General features: G+C 59.5%; 18 protein-coding genes. 16 read left to right on the top strand and 2 right to left on the bottom strand.

Annotated elements, in window-relative coordinates; all coding sequences use genetic code 11:
* The first annotated feature begins 39 nt into the window (after positions 1-39).
* The 12 genes from CPY51_RS31220 to CPY51_RS31170 all read left to right on the top strand — a co-directional run bounded on the left by CPY51_RS31220 (position 40) and on the right by CPY51_RS31170 (position 10981).
* The gene (locus CPY51_RS31220; protein WP_111164245.1) at positions 40-459 is read left to right on the top strand and encodes a hypothetical protein; all 420 of its coding nucleotides are present in this window, start codon (positions 40-42) and stop codon (positions 457-459) included.
* A gap of 10 nt (positions 460-469) precedes the next feature.
* A complete protein-coding gene (locus CPY51_RS31215) occupies positions 470-823 on the top strand; it encodes a hypothetical protein (RefSeq protein ID WP_111164244.1) in 354 nt (117 codons plus the stop codon).
* A gap of 20 nt (positions 824-843) precedes the next feature.
* Positions 844-1185: a hypothetical protein gene (locus CPY51_RS31210; protein WP_111164243.1), complete on the top strand. Its 342-nt coding sequence runs from the start codon at positions 844-846 to the stop codon at positions 1183-1185.
* 1 nt (position 1186) lies between these two features.
* On the top strand, positions 1187-2611 hold the full coding sequence (locus CPY51_RS31205; RefSeq protein ID WP_111164242.1) for a hypothetical protein: 1425 nt from the start codon (positions 1187-1189) through the stop codon (positions 2609-2611).
* Complete coding sequence (locus CPY51_RS32615; RefSeq protein WP_154677749.1) at positions 2611-2772, top strand: hypothetical protein; 162 nt, start codon at positions 2611-2613, stop codon at positions 2770-2772. The genes CPY51_RS31205 and CPY51_RS32615 overlap by 1 nt, the downstream gene beginning before the upstream one ends.
* 1 nt (position 2773) lies before the next feature.
* Complete coding sequence (locus CPY51_RS31200; RefSeq protein WP_111164241.1) at positions 2774-3463, top strand: hypothetical protein; 690 nt, start codon at positions 2774-2776, stop codon at positions 3461-3463.
* Positions 3463-5865 carry a phage tail tip lysozyme gene (locus CPY51_RS33025; RefSeq protein ID WP_206607275.1) on the top strand — a complete coding sequence of 801 codons (2403 nt, stop codon included), beginning with the start codon at positions 3463-3465 and terminating at the stop codon, positions 5863-5865. The genes CPY51_RS31200 and CPY51_RS33025 overlap by 1 nt, the downstream gene beginning before the upstream one ends.
* The gene (locus CPY51_RS31190; RefSeq protein WP_111164240.1) at positions 5865-7961 is read left to right on the top strand and encodes a hypothetical protein; all 2097 of its coding nucleotides are present in this window, start codon (positions 5865-5867) and stop codon (positions 7959-7961) included. The genes CPY51_RS33025 and CPY51_RS31190 overlap by 1 nt, the downstream gene beginning before the upstream one ends.
* Positions 7962-8213: 252 nt before the next feature.
* Positions 8214-9170 carry a hypothetical protein gene (locus tag CPY51_RS31185; protein ID WP_111164239.1) on the top strand — a complete coding sequence of 319 codons (957 nt, stop codon included), beginning with the start codon at positions 8214-8216 and terminating at the stop codon, positions 9168-9170.
* 1 nt (position 9171) lies between these two features.
* Positions 9172-9516 (top strand): hypothetical protein, encoded by a 345-nt coding sequence (locus CPY51_RS31180; RefSeq protein ID WP_111164238.1) that lies wholly within the window; start codon positions 9172-9174, stop codon positions 9514-9516.
* Between the two features lie 104 nt (positions 9517-9620).
* Entirely contained in the window at positions 9621-10664 is a 1044-nt protein-coding gene (locus CPY51_RS32940) for a hypothetical protein (protein WP_244598850.1), read from the top strand.
* The gene (locus tag CPY51_RS31170) at positions 10661-10981 is read left to right on the top strand and encodes a hypothetical protein (protein WP_111164237.1); all 321 of its coding nucleotides are present in this window, start codon (positions 10661-10663) and stop codon (positions 10979-10981) included. Before CPY51_RS32940 ends, CPY51_RS31170 begins: the two co-directional genes overlap by 4 nt.
* Here the strand turns inward: CPY51_RS31170 and CPY51_RS31165 are convergent.
* Together CPY51_RS31165 and CPY51_RS31160 are read right to left on the bottom strand one after the other, a co-directional pair.
* Complete coding sequence (locus CPY51_RS31165) at positions 10976-12148, bottom strand: acyltransferase family protein (RefSeq protein ID WP_111164236.1); 1173 nt, start codon at positions 12146-12148, stop codon at positions 10976-10978. The genes CPY51_RS31170 and CPY51_RS31165 overlap by 6 nt on opposite strands.
* A 28-nt stretch (positions 12149-12176) precedes the next feature.
* Positions 12177-12521 (bottom strand): hypothetical protein, encoded by a 345-nt coding sequence (locus tag CPY51_RS31160; RefSeq protein WP_146260218.1) that lies wholly within the window; start codon positions 12519-12521, stop codon positions 12177-12179.
* Between CPY51_RS31160 and CPY51_RS31155 the strand changes: the two genes are divergently transcribed.
* The 4 genes from CPY51_RS31155 to CPY51_RS31140 are packed head-to-tail and all read left to right on the top strand — an operon-like array spanning position 12520 to position 13946.
* Positions 12520-13014: a TIGR02594 family protein gene (locus tag CPY51_RS31155; RefSeq protein ID WP_111164234.1), complete on the top strand. Its 495-nt coding sequence runs from the start codon at positions 12520-12522 to the stop codon at positions 13012-13014. The genes CPY51_RS31160 and CPY51_RS31155 overlap by 2 nt on opposite strands.
* Before the next feature lie 27 nt (positions 13015-13041).
* Positions 13042-13464, top strand: coding sequence for a hypothetical protein (locus CPY51_RS31150; protein WP_111164233.1), 423 nt, complete (start codon positions 13042-13044; stop codon positions 13462-13464).
* A 1-nt stretch (position 13465) separates the two neighbouring features.
* Positions 13466-13675 (top strand): hypothetical protein, encoded by a 210-nt coding sequence (locus CPY51_RS31145; protein WP_111164232.1) that lies wholly within the window; start codon positions 13466-13468, stop codon positions 13673-13675.
* A 22-nt stretch (positions 13676-13697) separates the two neighbouring features.
* Positions 13698-13946 carry a hypothetical protein gene (locus tag CPY51_RS31140; RefSeq protein WP_111164231.1) on the top strand — a complete coding sequence of 83 codons (249 nt, stop codon included), beginning with the start codon at positions 13698-13700 and terminating at the stop codon, positions 13944-13946.
* The last annotated feature ends 19 nt before the right edge of the window (positions 13947-13965 follow it).

The raw sequence follows: 13965 nt of genomic DNA, 5'->3' as shown, positions 1-13965 counted from the left end.
TCCCTTTCCCTTTCAATCAACACGTAAAGGAGATCGGCAATGGCTGATCGTATCGCATATGCCCAGCCTCAGGCAGGCGGGCAGGGCTTCGCCCGAACCATGAAGACGTTCGGGGGCGCTGTTGCCCTCGTCGTTGCCGACATGGTCACTGGCAATACCGTCGAACTGCTCCAGGTGCCACGAGGCTTCGTCCTTACCGGTGTCTATCTGGCGCTGACGGACATCGACAGCAACGGCACGCCGACGGTTGCCGTGACGCTTGGCGACCTTGCCGTACCCGCTCGTCTTGTTGCTTCGTCCACCATCGGCCAGGCCGGCGGCTCGACGACCACACTGGCGGCAACGGGTCTTTACTACCAGTACCTCGCCGACACGAACATCGCCTTGACGTTCGGCACGGGCTCGGCAACGGCCGCGGCGGGCACGGCGACGTGCTACCTGACCGGCTTCATGGCTTGAGGGCGCGGATATGAGCACAGTCTCCGTTACCTACAAGGCCCCGAAGGACGACAACAAGGTCGTCGAGATGGGTGGTTCCACCTTCTTCGATGGTCAGACTGTCAAGTTCGACAGCGAAAAGGACTTTGGGCTGCTGTCCAAGCTCCGAACCAACCAGCATTTCAAGGTCTCCGACAAAGAGCCACCTAAGCTGTCAGCCAAGCCGGCGCCTGTCGCCGTAACGTTCACCACCGTCGAGGATGACGATGGCACCTTCTCCATCCTGCAGAACGGCGCGCCCATCAATCACGCGCCGATTTCCAAGGAAGAGGCTGACGCCTTCAACGCCCTCAGCGATGAGGACAAGGCCGAATACGTCAAGTAGCCGAAAAGGAGGGCCGCGACATGAAAACTCGTAACGATCTGATCATCGCGACCCTCAAACTGCTCGTCTCGGATGGCGGGGCAGGGCAGGCGCCCGAGCCGGAGGACGTCGTCGAGATCGACAACATCATCGATGGCAAGCTTGCCGAGTTGAACCGGCGCCAAATCTACTTCGCCAACGATCCCGACAATTTCGATGACGAGTTCGTTGATCCGCTGGCGATCATACTTGCCAACACGGCGGCGCCGACCTTCGGGCAGCCCCGCAATCCGCAATCTCAAGCAACGGCGGAAAGCACCCTACGGCAGATGAAGAACAGCAACTTCGTGCCGGGTTCCAGCGTCGAAACGGACTACTTCTGAGATGACCGATATCGTATGGCCCAACAGCACGTCGCCGGGCGCCCGCCCTGGTGAGGGTTCCGGTCGGCTGATCAACTGCTACGCCGAAGCACTGGAGTCCGGCGCTCGCGCGTCGTTCGTTCGCCGCAGAGTGCCGGGCCTTGCCAGACTTATAGCGACAGCCTTTCCGGGTTGCCGCGGATTTCACTTCTACAATGGCGATCTGTACGTAGCTCAGTCCAACCGGCTGTCCCGCATCAATGTCGCGGCCGGCGTCTATTCGCAGGTGAACCTCGGGGCGCTAGCCGGAATCGGTCGTGTCACCTTCGCCCGTAACAACAAGGTGCCAACCCCGGATATCGTCTGCGTCACCGAGAACGGCGCATTCATTGTCAACCGCACGACGGCGCCGACCTCGTTCACAGACCCGGATCTACCGCAGCCAGTCACCGTAGCCTTCCTTGACGGCTATTTCGTCTTCGCCATTCGCGACGGGCGGTTCTTCACCTCTGGCATCAACGACATCACCATCAATGCGCTGGACTTCGGCAAGGCAGAGAGCCATTCCGGCGGCCTGCTCAATGCCGTGGCCTTTGGCGAGCAGCTTATGCTGATGGGGCCATCGTCCGTCGAGTTCTGGCAGAACGCCGGTAATGCGACAGGCACGCCATTCTCGCGCTCGAGCGTGGTTGCTCGTGGGCTTGCATCAACATTCGCCGTCGCCGGCACGGAATACGGCTTCTCCAGCCTGATCTTCATTGGTGATGACAACGGCGTCTATCGGATCGACGGCGGCTATCAGCCGACGAAGATTTCCAATGCCGATCTGGACCGGCTTATCACTGCCGTTGCCGACAAGACGCTGCTCGATGTCACGGTTGCGGTTACCGAAGCCCACGCCTGGGCAACAGTATCAGGCCCGAACTTCTCCTGGACCTACGAACTGGCAACCGGCTTCTGGCACGAGCGTGCAAGCTATCTCGACGACCATTGGCGCGGGGTCTGTTCTGTCCAGGCATTTGGTGGCTGGGTGATCGGGGACAGGACGACCGGCGATATCTGGTTGCTCAATCCTGATATCCAGACCGAAGGCACAAACCCGCTGGTCATGAAAGCCTATTCCCTGCCGTCGATCGGCTTCCCGAACCGGGTGGCAATTCCTCGAGCCGATTTCGACATCATCGTCGGTCAGGGCAAAGTCACCGGCCTCGATCCAATCGAGGTTGATCCGGTCTGCCTGATTTCGTGGTCGGACGACGGCGGAGCAACCTTCGGGACGCCGCTGAAACGCAGTCTCGGGCGTCTGGCCAAATACATGACCAACGTCGTCATCAACCGCGCCGGGTCTGCCGGCCGATATGGCCGGGTCTGGTGCTTTGAAGTGTCCGATCGCATCTACGTTGGCCTATTGGGCGGGTCGATGGATGGCATCTTGAGGTCGAAATAGTGTCGACGAACCTCGTTCCCCTTCAGCCGATCCCGACACCGACAGCGGCGTTTGTCGACCCGAAAACCGGGCTGATCGATCTCGCCTGGTATCAATATCTGAAGCGTCTCGACGACCACATCCGCGATGTCGAGCGCCGCCTTACGGCTGGAGGATTATAATATGGGCTTTCTCTCAGGGCTGATGGGCGGCGATGTCGGTTCGAACACCATCAAGGCGCTCGGCAAGAACAGCGGCTTGCTGAACAGCTTCGATACCACCGGCAACAACATCATCGATACCGGCGAACAGCAGTCCACCGGGGCGATAAACAGTGGCATCGCAGGCTATCAGCCATGGCTCGACAGCGGCAAAGCTGCGAACACCATGTACGGCAACGCGATCGGGCTGAACGGCGCTGATGGCAACGCAGCGGCAACAGGCGCGTTCCATACCTCTCCGGGATATGACTTCGCCGTAGACCAAGGAACGACAGCCGCCCTTCGCGGTGCGTCTGCTGCGGGGATGCTCAACAGCGGCAACACCCTGACGGCGCTCACCAAGTTTGGCCAGGGCACCGCCGATCAGGAATATAATTCGTGGCTCGATCGCTTGAACGGTGTGTCCGGGCAGGGGATGCAGGCAGCACAAGGCCAGCAGGCCGGCGATACAGCATTGGCCGGCGTCTATCAGGGAGGCGTCGACAATCGCCTCGGTCTCGAGAACACCGTCACCCAAGGCCAGATGGGCATCAACACCCAAACGGCGGGTCTCAAGGATCAGCAGGACGCCAACAAGTCTAGCTTCTTCGGCAAGCTGATCGGCGGTGTCGGTAGCCTCGGACTGAAAGCGGCAACGGGAGGCTTGTTCTGATGGTTGCCAATCTCAAAAGCCTTGTCATTCCGATTGCGCCGGCTCCTGTCGTCGATACGGGCTGGCTTGACAACCTCGTCAAAGCTGGCGGCTCTGCACTCGATCAGGCATCGGAAAACAAGTCGTTCAACCGTCTGGCGGACCAGATCGGCGGCGCGCCTGTCCAGCCCGGATTCCTTGGTCGGTTGTTCGGTGCTCAAGCTCCGCAGGCGGCTATCCCGGCTCCTGGTGCGTCTTCGCAGATCGCGGCCACCAATCCGGCTCCCGTTCAAGGCACAGTCGCTCCAGGCGCTCCCAACGACATCTACAACGGCTTCATTACGACGGTGAAACAAGGTGGACTGACGAATCCCTATGGTTTGGCTGCTGTTGCGGCCACAGGCCGTGCTGAGAGCGGCTGGTCACCAAAGAACGTCAATGCTGCATGGGCCGATCCAAGCGCGTCAGGGCAGGCAGGAACGGCTGGCGGCATCATGTCATGGCGCAACGAGCGCTTGGCCAATCTGCGCAACTACGCCCAGGCCCAAGGCGAAGACCCTTCGAACATCAGCCCGCAGACGCAGGCAGAGTTCTTCATGCAGGAAGACCCGACACTTGTTCAAAAGCTGAACAATGCTCAGTCTCCGCAGGAGGCGGCAAACCTGATGGCAAAGGCATGGGCGTTCAAGGGCTACGACCAGCCAGGCGGTGAAGCCGCGCGTCGGCAGGCATTGACGCAGAATTACTATGCGACCCAGTTCAGGGACGAGCCGCAGACGGCCCAGGCCAACACGCCGATGGAGGAAGGCGATGGCCAAGGCCCGACGCAGGTTGCCAGTCTCGATCCTCGCGCCGGGATGCCTCAGCCTTCTGCCCCGGCATTCAATCCAGCTACTGCTTCGCCATCCGTGATGATGAAGGAGCTCGGCCTCAACGGCCAGTCGGCCTACCGCGATCCCCAAGTTGCGGCCGTTGGAGCGCAGCCGCCGATGACAATGGCGTCTCAGAACGTTCCAGGCCTCATCTCTCCCGGCAATATTGATCTTTCCAAGCGTCCGGTCGTTAAGAATCCAGACGGCACCATCAGCACCGTGCGCTCAATCTCATTCAATCAGGACGGCAAGGAAATACTTGTCCCCACGGTTTCCGACGATGGTCGGATCATGAGCAATCAGGAAGCATTGGATCAGTACCGCAAGACGGGCCAGAACTTGGGTATATTCGACAGCCCAGCCAGTGCCGACGCCTATGCTCAATCCCTGCACAGCCAGCAGGCGGGCATGTATGCGCCTCAGCAGCAGGCGCAACAGCCTACTCCTCAGCAGGTAGCGCAGAACGCGCCGGCTCCAGCCCCACAAGGCGGCGGCATGAGGACGCTTGCGCCTGGCGTAACGCCGATCGCTCGAGGCGGGGTTTCTCCCCAGCTTATTCAATCCATGCTTCGCGATCCGAACCTTCGACAGGCCGGCTTGCAGCTCTGGCAGCAGAACGCGACGGGCAAGACCTCTGACGGCTGGGATTTTGTCACGCTGCCGGACGGGACATTTGCGCGCGCCAACAAGCAAACCGGTGAAGTGCAGAGCGTTGGGCAGTTCAGCAAGCCGCAAGACCCGATCAAGGTCAGCGATGGCGAGACTTTACTCGATCCGGTCACAAAGCAGCCGATCTACACAGGCGCGCCCAAGACTCCGCAGAGCTTCCAGGAGTTCAAGCTCGCTCAGGAAAACGGCTTCACGGGTTCCTACGCTGATTGGGAAAAGGTGAAATCACCGGGCGTCAACATCAACACGTCGACCGAAAATGCCACGGACAAGGCTGCTGGCGAAGGTCTCGGCAAAGTGTTCTCCGGGATATTCGACGAAGGCCAGACTGCAAAGAACGACAAGGCGCAGATTGGTCTGTTGCGTTCGTCTTTGGGTCAGAGCCCGACTGGCGTTCTTGGTGCCTTGGCCAGCACGGCGGCAGACTGGGGCATCAACGTCGGCCCAAATGCGGACAAGGTGCAGGTTGCGAAGTCGATCATCGCCAAGATGGTCCCCGCGCAGCGCATTCCTGGCTCCGGCACGTCCTCCGATCGTGACCTGACGCAGTTCCAGAATGGTTTGCCGAAGCTCAGCGGCACGCCAGAGGGGAACACGGTCATTCTCGATACCCTCGACGCCCTGGCAGATCAGAAGACGGCCAAGGCCGATATCATCACCCGTTACTATTCAGGCGAACTGAAGGCGGGCGAGGCTGTTAAGCAGCTTCAGGCTCTGCCCGATCCCTATGCAGCCTACAAAAACTTCGTCAACTCGCAGGGCGGTGACACTGGCATCGGCGGGAGTGGCGCTGCCAGCCCAGGTGCGGTTCGCCGCGCTCACAATCCGACGACTGGCGAGACACTCGAGCTTCGCAACGGCCAATGGGTACCGGTGAAATAATGGCTGACAACACACCAGCACTTCCCCCCGGCTTCGTCCTGTCGAATACAGCTGTACACGACGATACTCCGCCGTTGCCGGCTGGTTTCCAGCTATTTCCTGCGTCTCGTCCAGGCTCCCATCCGGGTCTGGAGGAAAGCCAAAAGCTGCTCGATGCGGAAGATCAGCAGAAGAGCATGGCCGGCGCGAACGGTGCGGTAGGCGCGGGCCTGACAGGTTTTGCCAACGGCATTCCGATCGTTGGCCCCGCGGTGCTGGGCGGCCTTCAGCGCGCAGCAGCAGGTATCGCCTCGGTAATTGACGGCGAACCCTATGCCGACAAGCTAAAGCAGGCTCAAGACATCACGGCGCAGGCCGGCGCTGACCATCCCTATGTCGAGGCTGGGGGAGAGATTGCTGGCAATATCGCGGGGACAGCGCCGCTCGTTGCGGCCGCGCCAGCCGCGTTCGGTGTCAGTGCGGCAAGCGTTCCCGCTCGCGCCATCGCGTCGGCTACCACCAACGGAGTGATAGGGGCCGCTGACGGTTACGCTCGGAATGGCGGCGAGGGTGCAGCGTGGGGAGGTGGCGTCGGAGCAGTCGCAGGTTTCGCTGCCCCTTACGTGGGCCACCTCATCGGCGAAGCCTATCGTGGAATCCGGACTGCCGCCACGCAAGGCGAGGCCGCTCGCCTGGCGGGCACGTCAAGACCGGCCGTTGATGTCGCTGCTCGTGCGCTCGCCGCTGACAATGCTACCGGAGCCACAAACGCCAACATCGCCGCTGCCGGTCAACATGCGATGCTTGCCGATGCCGGCCCGGCGACCCAATCCGTCCTGGATACCGCCATTGCTCGCGCTGGTCCCGGCGCCGGCGAGGCGGCCAATCGGATTACGGCCCGCGCGGAACAAGCCTCCCGCGACATCAACAATGCCCTGGATACTTCGCTCGGCAATCCGCAGGGCATGGTGGCACCGCTCACCGCTATCCGGGACGCGAGCCTGCCAGCACGCACCGCAGCCTACGACGCTGCCTACGCGGCTCCTATCGACTATGCCGATCCTCGCGGGCGAACACTTGAGAACCTGATCCGGACGCGCGTCCCGCCACCGATCGTCGCTCGGGCAAACAATCTGATGCGCGTTAATGGTGAACAGTCTCAGCAGATGCTTGCCCGTGTCGCGGACGACGGCACTGTCACCTATGAGCGACTCCCGGACGTTCGGCAGATCGATTATATCACCCGCGCTTTGAACGACGTGTCCAGGCGAGGGGACGGCAACGGCATCCTTGGTGGCAATACTTCCGAAGGATTCGCCTACGGCAACCTCGCACGGACACTTCGAAACGCGACTGCTGCTCTCGTGCCGGAATATCGTACGGCGCTCGACACAGCCGCTGACCCGGCGAACGCTCGCGAGGCCGCACTGTTCGGGCAACACATCCTGTCGCCGACGGTACCGCGGGACGAGGTCGAGGCCTTCGTCTCCGGTCTTTCCAATCCCGAGCTGCAGCACCTGCGAGGTGGGATTCGAGCGAAATTCGCTGAGACGATTGCCAACGTGAAGCGCACCGTCGCCGATCCGAACACGGATGCTCGCCAGGGTATTGCAGCGCTTCGGGATCTGTCGAGCGATGCCGCACGCCAAAAACTCGCCTACGTCCTCGGCCCGCGTGAAGCTGTCAATATGTTCGATACCATCGATCGCGCAGCGACGGCTTTTCAGTTGAGGGCAAATGTCTCGACGAACAGCAGAACCTATGCGCGTCAGGCGGCGGAACGAGCCGTTGATACGGCAACAAGCCCTTCGATGGTTCAGAACGCCGCCTCGGGCAAACCAATCGTCACGGCGCAGGGATTTCTGAAGTCATTGGCTGGAACGGACGACGCGTCGATGCTGGCGAGAAAGGACGAGACGTGGCGCGATGTGGCGAACTTGATGACCATGCCAGCCAATACTGCGCAAGGCTCGTTTCTACAGGCCCTTCAAGGTGCAGCGGCGCAGTTGCCGACTATTGATCGAAATACCGGTCGGATTGTTGCTGGCGTAACGCGCGGGCTGTCTGGCGGTCTCGTGCCGCAAGCTTCGCGTTTATCAGCAGGAGAGCGACAATGAAGAAAGCGACGGTAGCGGCGGCGGCGGGCCACCCGTAACTATTCAGCGCCCACACAAACGCGCCGTACATCGCCGCGAGGTAAATCCCTCCGGCTACGACGCCGCCGATGATCCAGACTGCAACTGTTCTGTCTTCGCCGAATATCTTCATTCGCTCACCATGCCTCAACATCCTCCGAATTGGAAGATGCAACCATTCATCAGCATTAACGAGGGCTCCTGATCGGGGGCCTTTTCCAATTGGAGAACCGCATGGCCGGGTTCTGGAACAAATCGCAGTCGCAGATACAGGACGTCAACGGCAAGCCGATGGTCGGCGCCAAGGCGTACTTCTATCTGGGCGGCACGACAACGCCGATCAGCGTTTACGGGGCCTATGCGCTCGGGCTCATCAACAAGTTGCCAAACCCTGTCGTCAGCGATGGCAACGGCTTCTTCCCGTCGGTGTTCTTCGACGAGGCTGACGGCTTCTATCATCTGCGAATGACGACATCGGGGGGTGTAGTCATCCTTGATGTGGACGGCCTGCCGATTATTGGTCCGTCTGGGGGCGGGGGTGGAGGTGGTGACAATCCGGTCAATCCAGATGCGGTGCTTTCGACCGGCGACATGAAGGCTAGATATGGAACCGGCTTTCTGTCTGGCTTCGTTCGCGTCAACGCCCGTACGATCGGGTCAGCTATTTCAGGTGCAACAGAACGCGCCAACGCTGACACGCAGGCGCTGTTCGAATACCTGTGGAATACCGATACAACGCTCGTTGTCGTTGGTGGTCGCGGGGCAACGTCCTCTGCTGACTGGTCGGCAAACAAGCAGATCACACTTCCCGACGCCCGTAGCCGCACGCTGATCGGCATGGACGACATGGGCAACACGGCGGTCAATTTGATCCCGCAGGCGACAGTCCTTGGCGGGCTTGTCGGTGAAGCGGTTCATGCGTTGATTGCCAACGAAATGCCGTCGCACACGCATACCGGCACGACAGGCAGCGCCGGGGACCACGTCCACGGCATCAGGGGCAACGTCAACACCAATGCCGGCCTAGCAGGTCTCCGTGCTGGGGATACGCCGCCGTCTGCAACGGTCGTTCAAAATACGGAAGTGGCCGGCGCACACGTCCACCCGCTGTCAATCGACAATGCTGGCGGCGGTCTGGCGCACAACAACACCCAGCCATCCATGGCAATTACCATTTACATGAGGCTGTAGGATGTACATCGCCCAGCTAGAGCCCGTTTCCAACCGCGCCGACTGGTTCGGAACGATCGAACTCATCAACGATGACACCAACGAGATCATCACCGATCTGACCGGCGTCACGGCCAAAATCTACGTTCACTCCAAGACGCCTCAATATCGGGTTCTCTCCGGTACGACAGAGGATGGGCACATTACCCTCGTCGATGGCGGGATCATCAGTTGGCAGTTCACCGCGGCTGAAATGGCGCCTGTCTGCGCCGGAACCTACGATATCGGCATCACGATAGCGCGTGACGACATCACCCAACAGGAATTGATCGGCTCGCTGCCGGTCGTTGACGGGATCATGAGATGAGCACCACAAGCCTCCGCCTGCGCACGCTTCCCCGCTACCCGGCCCGCATCTCCGGGACCAACGGCGTCAAGACGGTTCGTGAAACCGGAAGCGCCGATTTGGTCGTGAAGAACGATTTCAGCGACATGATCCGGGTCCCGGCCGTCGATAATCCCGACAAGATTTTCCTGCTGACCTGGAACGCTGACACCAATTCCTATTCGATCATGTCGTTTACCGACACGTTCGCGGCGGCGATCGATGTTACCGGGTTGATGCCGAAGTCCGTGTATGACCCGGCCAACCACAACGCCGACGCCTTCGCACGCGCCAACCATACTGGCGTCCAGGCCATCTCGACAGTCACTGGCCTGCAAACGGCCCTGGACAGCAAGGACGGGAAAGTCGTCTATGCGGCGAAGTCAGCCAATTACACAGCACTCCTTGCCGACAACAACGCCGTTCATCGCTTCACCGCAGCGGCAACGGTCGCCCTGACAGCAGCAGCTACACTCGGGGCAAATTGGCATTACACGGTCGTGGCCAACGGCGCAGATGTCACGATCGATCCGAATTCCACAGAGACTATCAACGGGCTGTTGACCTTGATCGTCCCGAACGGGACCTCAGCCCAGATCATTTGTGACGGGTCGGCATTTTTCACGGTTTTCAAACCTACAGGTTGGCAACTCATCGAAAGGCGGTCGTTCTCTGGGGTGAATGCGGTAACCTTTCTCAATCTCTTTGGCGATATCAGGCTGAGAGGGTTTGTGGATTCCGCCGGTGCAGGAGCCGACTTGTATTGGCGTTCGAGCACGAACAACGGGTCGAGTTATGACACTGGAGCATCGGATTACACTTTCGAAGCACTGCTCGCGTCCTCTACGTCCATAACTGCAGCAAGAACGACAGGCTCTTTGGCGTCGATCACCACCGGCGGCTTCAGCGCGGGTGTCTTCGATATGACCATCACGGGATTTGGTCGAGCACTTCCCGCTGCGGCCATAACGGCGGTTAGCGGGGCCAGCGCAGGGGGCACGTTGAGCGGCGCGTCACTGCAATTTTTCAGTCAGTGGAGAAACAGCAGCGTTGCCAGAAACGCCATTCAGATAGGTACAACGCCTACATCCAACATCAGCGGGTTTATCACTGTCGAGGCATTAGCATGATTAAGATAAGCACCCCAGACGGCGACGTTGAACTGACAGGGCAGGAAGAAGCGGATTACCTTGCCTCGCTGCCGCCGATCGCCGCGCCAACTATTACCAGCGTCTCAGCCCGTCAGTTCAAACTTCAGCTTCTTGCTGCGGGCCTTCTCGATGAGGTTGAGGCATGGACTGGCACGCAGTCCAGAGCCGTCCAGATCGCATTTGAATATAGCGGTTCATTCGTCCGAGATGAGCCAATGATGATTGCTGGCTTCAAGGCTATGGGCTTCGCAGACCCGCAGATTGACGCATTTTTTGAGGCGGCAAAGAAGCTATAGGACGCCTTCTCTGACGCTAGGTTCGGATATTATTGGCCTTTCGCGGAATTGCCTTCCGATCCTCTTACCTTTTTCGCGCAGAGGCATTTCCACGAACCTGTAATTCAGTTCGGCAGCCAATATCAGCATTGCCAGGGCCGTGAACGCTGAGAATAGAACGCGCGGGTATGTGGGATGGTCCCACCCGAGAATGTGAAGATAAACATACCTGTTCAGGAAAAATATAGGGAGGTTGGCGAGGTAGAGAGCGTATGAGCGCGACCCCACCCACAGAAGGAGCGCCTTCAACTGCCTCTGTCGGCAAATATAGGATTTGTCATAAGAGGCGATGAGAACCAGCAAGCCACTGAAGATTGCAATCATGCCCGTAAAGAATGGGACTAGCGACATGGTCCCCGCCATGGCGGCAAGACCGAAGAGAAGTGCAACGATAACAAAAACGCTCGCCGGCCTGTTGTTGAGGAGCGTCGGGTCAAACAAGCTATAAAATTTCGAGATCGAAAAGAAATAGATTGCCACCCCGACAAGAAGCGCGTCGGCCCGGACATCCCACAGCAGATCGCCGGGCGCCCTTGGGATGAACAACTGAATGAAGATGGCGGCAAGAATTAGCGCGCGGATGTGCTTTCGCCCAAAGTAAGCGACAAACGGCAAAGCCAGATAGAATTGCTCTTCGAGGGAAAGGCTCCAGTACGCGCCGCTGACCCCTCCGGCGGGCGCCCGGCCATTCAGTTCATACCAATGATGGAAGTTGGCTACCTGGAAAAGCGCGGCGAAAGTCTCGCTTAGTGTCGAGAACCAGTTCGAATATGCGGGAAGCGCGGCCGTCAACGCTAACGGGATGGCCAGCCAAACCCATGCGGTCGGCAATATCCGGAACGCCCGTCGTATCCAGAATTCGCCGGCCAACCTTAGAAAATCACCCGTGTCCCGCGCCGCTGTAACTGTTGGGATAAATTGCCTCGCGATGACGAAGCCGGAGATCACCAGAAAAAGATCGACGCCGCCCCAAAAGCTGAACGTCCCCATGATCGCGGAATATGTCGAGCTAGGCCACAAAAGCAGGAACAAGACATGATGTATGAGGGTGAACAGAATGGCGAAAGCTCTGAGAACCTCGATATCGGAGATGATGCGGGAATGCTTGGTCACCTTCGAATGCATCATGCGGCTCTCTTGGCTTGCAACGCTTCAGTCACACCAGGGGCATTTCGTCGCGTTTGATTTTCTCAATCTGCTCGGCTGAGAGCTTCATGAACTGCTTCTGGTTGTCGATTTTGCGCACCATCACATGGCCTGAGACCTTCTCTCCAGAGATGGTTTTAACCGAAAATACAGTGTCGCTGAGACTCCACTCGCGGCTGTCGTGGCCAACGAAGAAATAGATCAGAGCCTTCATCGCGCCTGCAATGGCGACCAGCAGTCCAAGCGCGAATAATGCGTTCATCGTCGAAACCCCGTTGCGGGCCACATTACACACGCAACCCACATTCGCAAGGCTCCCTCCCCGGGGGCTTTTCCATTTTGAGGAGACCACCATGACCGTCATCGAACCACGGTGGCTGACGGCTGCCCGCAAGTACATCGGCCTCAAAGAAGTTGTCGGTAGCGGCAACAACCCTGAAATCGTCGCCATGTGGGTGAAGCTCGGGCTTCCGTTCCGTGATGATGCTACCCCATGGTGCGCCGGGTTCGTTGGCTTCGTGCTCGAAAACTCTGGCATCAAGTCCACCCGCTCCGGTCTCGCTCTCTCTTACGAGAAATGGGGAATACCGATCAGCAAGCCGATCGTTGGTGCCATCGTGACCTTCAAGCGCCTCGGGGGCGGCCATGTCGGGTTCGTGGTCGGGAAGGATGCGGCTGGCAACCTGATGGTGCTGGGCGGCAATCAGTCCGACGCAGTCAACATCAAGGCCTTCACACCAGATCGCGTCCCGACATCGATCCGCTGGCCCGCAAAAGAGCCAATCCCTTCGCTTTCTCCACTGCCGATCGTCCGCAAGGCCGGCGCTGTTTCTACCAACGAAGCCTGAACCCTCCCAACAATAAGGAACTTCATCATGCGTGCCATGTTCATGGCTGCAGCCGCCTTTGCGTGTCTAACGCTCGGCTCCTGTGGCGCCCTCCAAAAGCTCAACGATTTCACTATCAGCCAATCGACGGTCGACAGCGCCATGTCGGCCTATGACAGCGCGTTCCTCGCCCCGGCGAAGGCCTATCGCGGCCTGTACGACAGCAACCCCTGCACCGGCTCCGACACGGTCAAGAACGCGGCCGGCCTCTGTGCCCAACGCAGTATCGTCCTGAAGCTCCAGCAGGCCGACAAGGTCGTCGAGGATGCTCTCGCACAAGTGCAGTCGCAGCTCGATGCCTGCAAGGTCAACGGCCAAGCGACCTGCACCGGCATTTCCGCCGTCTATTCCACCTTCAAGACCGCGATCGGCGCCGCTGAAGCCATCGCCATCCCATCAGGAGCAAACTGATATGACCGCTGAACAGATCCTTCAGAATGCCCAGCTCGCCTTCATGGCGCTGCAGGCGCTCATCCAGCTCGGCAAGGACGAGGAACCTGCGCTGTCCGCTTTGTGGCAGACGCTCGTCCTCAAGAAGCCGCTGACAGACGCGCAGCGTCAATCCCTGCTCACCAGCCATCAGGAAATGACCACGGCGCTCCAGGCGCCGCTGGCTGACTGATCCAATCAAAGGAACGAAGACCATGAACAGTAACCTCGCTCATAATCTGCTCACGGCGGCCATGGTGCTCGTTGCCGCGACGACGGCCGGCCTATCCGCTCTCGGCTGCGTTACGCTCGCCACCGGCGCGCTCGATTGTTCGGCCTCGGTGCTGCCTCCGACCTACTCGGGGGCTATCATCGCCGGCCTCGGCATCATCAAAATTGTCATCAACATCACCCGCGATGGCGTTTCCGGCCTGACCAAGCCGCAGCCACCCGTCCAGAAGTGACCGACCGCCTCCTTCTCAT

Source organism: Arminella tubonensis (genome assembly GCF_003240585.1).
Taxonomy (GTDB): Bacteria; Pseudomonadota; Alphaproteobacteria; order Rhizobiales; family Rhizobiaceae; genus Rhizobium; species Rhizobium tubonense.
Note: the sequence above shows the minus strand (reverse complement) of the source record. Positions and strands in the feature narration are given on the sequence as shown.

Coding starts and splice junctions, on each gene's coding strand:
- CPY51_RS33025 (WP_206607275.1), top strand. CDS start 3,463: ATGGTTGCCAATCTCAAAAGCCTTGTCATTCCGATTGCGCCGGCTCCT.
- CPY51_RS31205 (WP_111164242.1), top strand. CDS start 1,187: ATGACCGATATCGTATGGCCCAACAGCACGTCGCCGGGCGCCCGCCCT.
- CPY51_RS31185 (WP_111164239.1), top strand. CDS start 8,214: ATGGCCGGGTTCTGGAACAAATCGCAGTCGCAGATACAGGACGTCAAC.
- CPY51_RS31145 (WP_111164232.1), top strand. CDS start 13,466: ATGACCGCTGAACAGATCCTTCAGAATGCCCAGCTCGCCTTCATGGCG.
- CPY51_RS31210 (WP_111164243.1), top strand. CDS start 844: ATGAAAACTCGTAACGATCTGATCATCGCGACCCTCAAACTGCTCGTC.
- CPY51_RS31165 (WP_111164236.1), bottom strand. CDS start 12,148: ATGATGCATTCGAAGGTGACCAAGCATTCCCGCATCATCTCCGATATC.
- CPY51_RS31160 (WP_146260218.1), bottom strand. CDS start 12,521: ATGGTGGTCTCCTCAAAATGGAAAAGCCCCCGGGGAGGGAGCCTTGCG.
- CPY51_RS31150 (WP_111164233.1), top strand. CDS start 13,042: ATGCGTGCCATGTTCATGGCTGCAGCCGCCTTTGCGTGTCTAACGCTC.
- CPY51_RS31155 (WP_111164234.1), top strand. CDS start 12,520: ATGACCGTCATCGAACCACGGTGGCTGACGGCTGCCCGCAAGTACATC.
- CPY51_RS31220 (WP_111164245.1), top strand. CDS start 40: ATGGCTGATCGTATCGCATATGCCCAGCCTCAGGCAGGCGGGCAGGGC.
- CPY51_RS31215 (WP_111164244.1), top strand. CDS start 470: ATGAGCACAGTCTCCGTTACCTACAAGGCCCCGAAGGACGACAACAAG.
- CPY51_RS31180 (WP_111164238.1), top strand. CDS start 9,172: ATGTACATCGCCCAGCTAGAGCCCGTTTCCAACCGCGCCGACTGGTTC.
- CPY51_RS31190 (WP_111164240.1), top strand. CDS start 5,865: ATGGCTGACAACACACCAGCACTTCCCCCCGGCTTCGTCCTGTCGAAT.
- CPY51_RS31170 (WP_111164237.1), top strand. CDS start 10,661: ATGATTAAGATAAGCACCCCAGACGGCGACGTTGAACTGACAGGGCAG.
- CPY51_RS31200 (WP_111164241.1), top strand. CDS start 2,774: ATGGGCTTTCTCTCAGGGCTGATGGGCGGCGATGTCGGTTCGAACACC.
- CPY51_RS31140 (WP_111164231.1), top strand. CDS start 13,698: ATGAACAGTAACCTCGCTCATAATCTGCTCACGGCGGCCATGGTGCTC.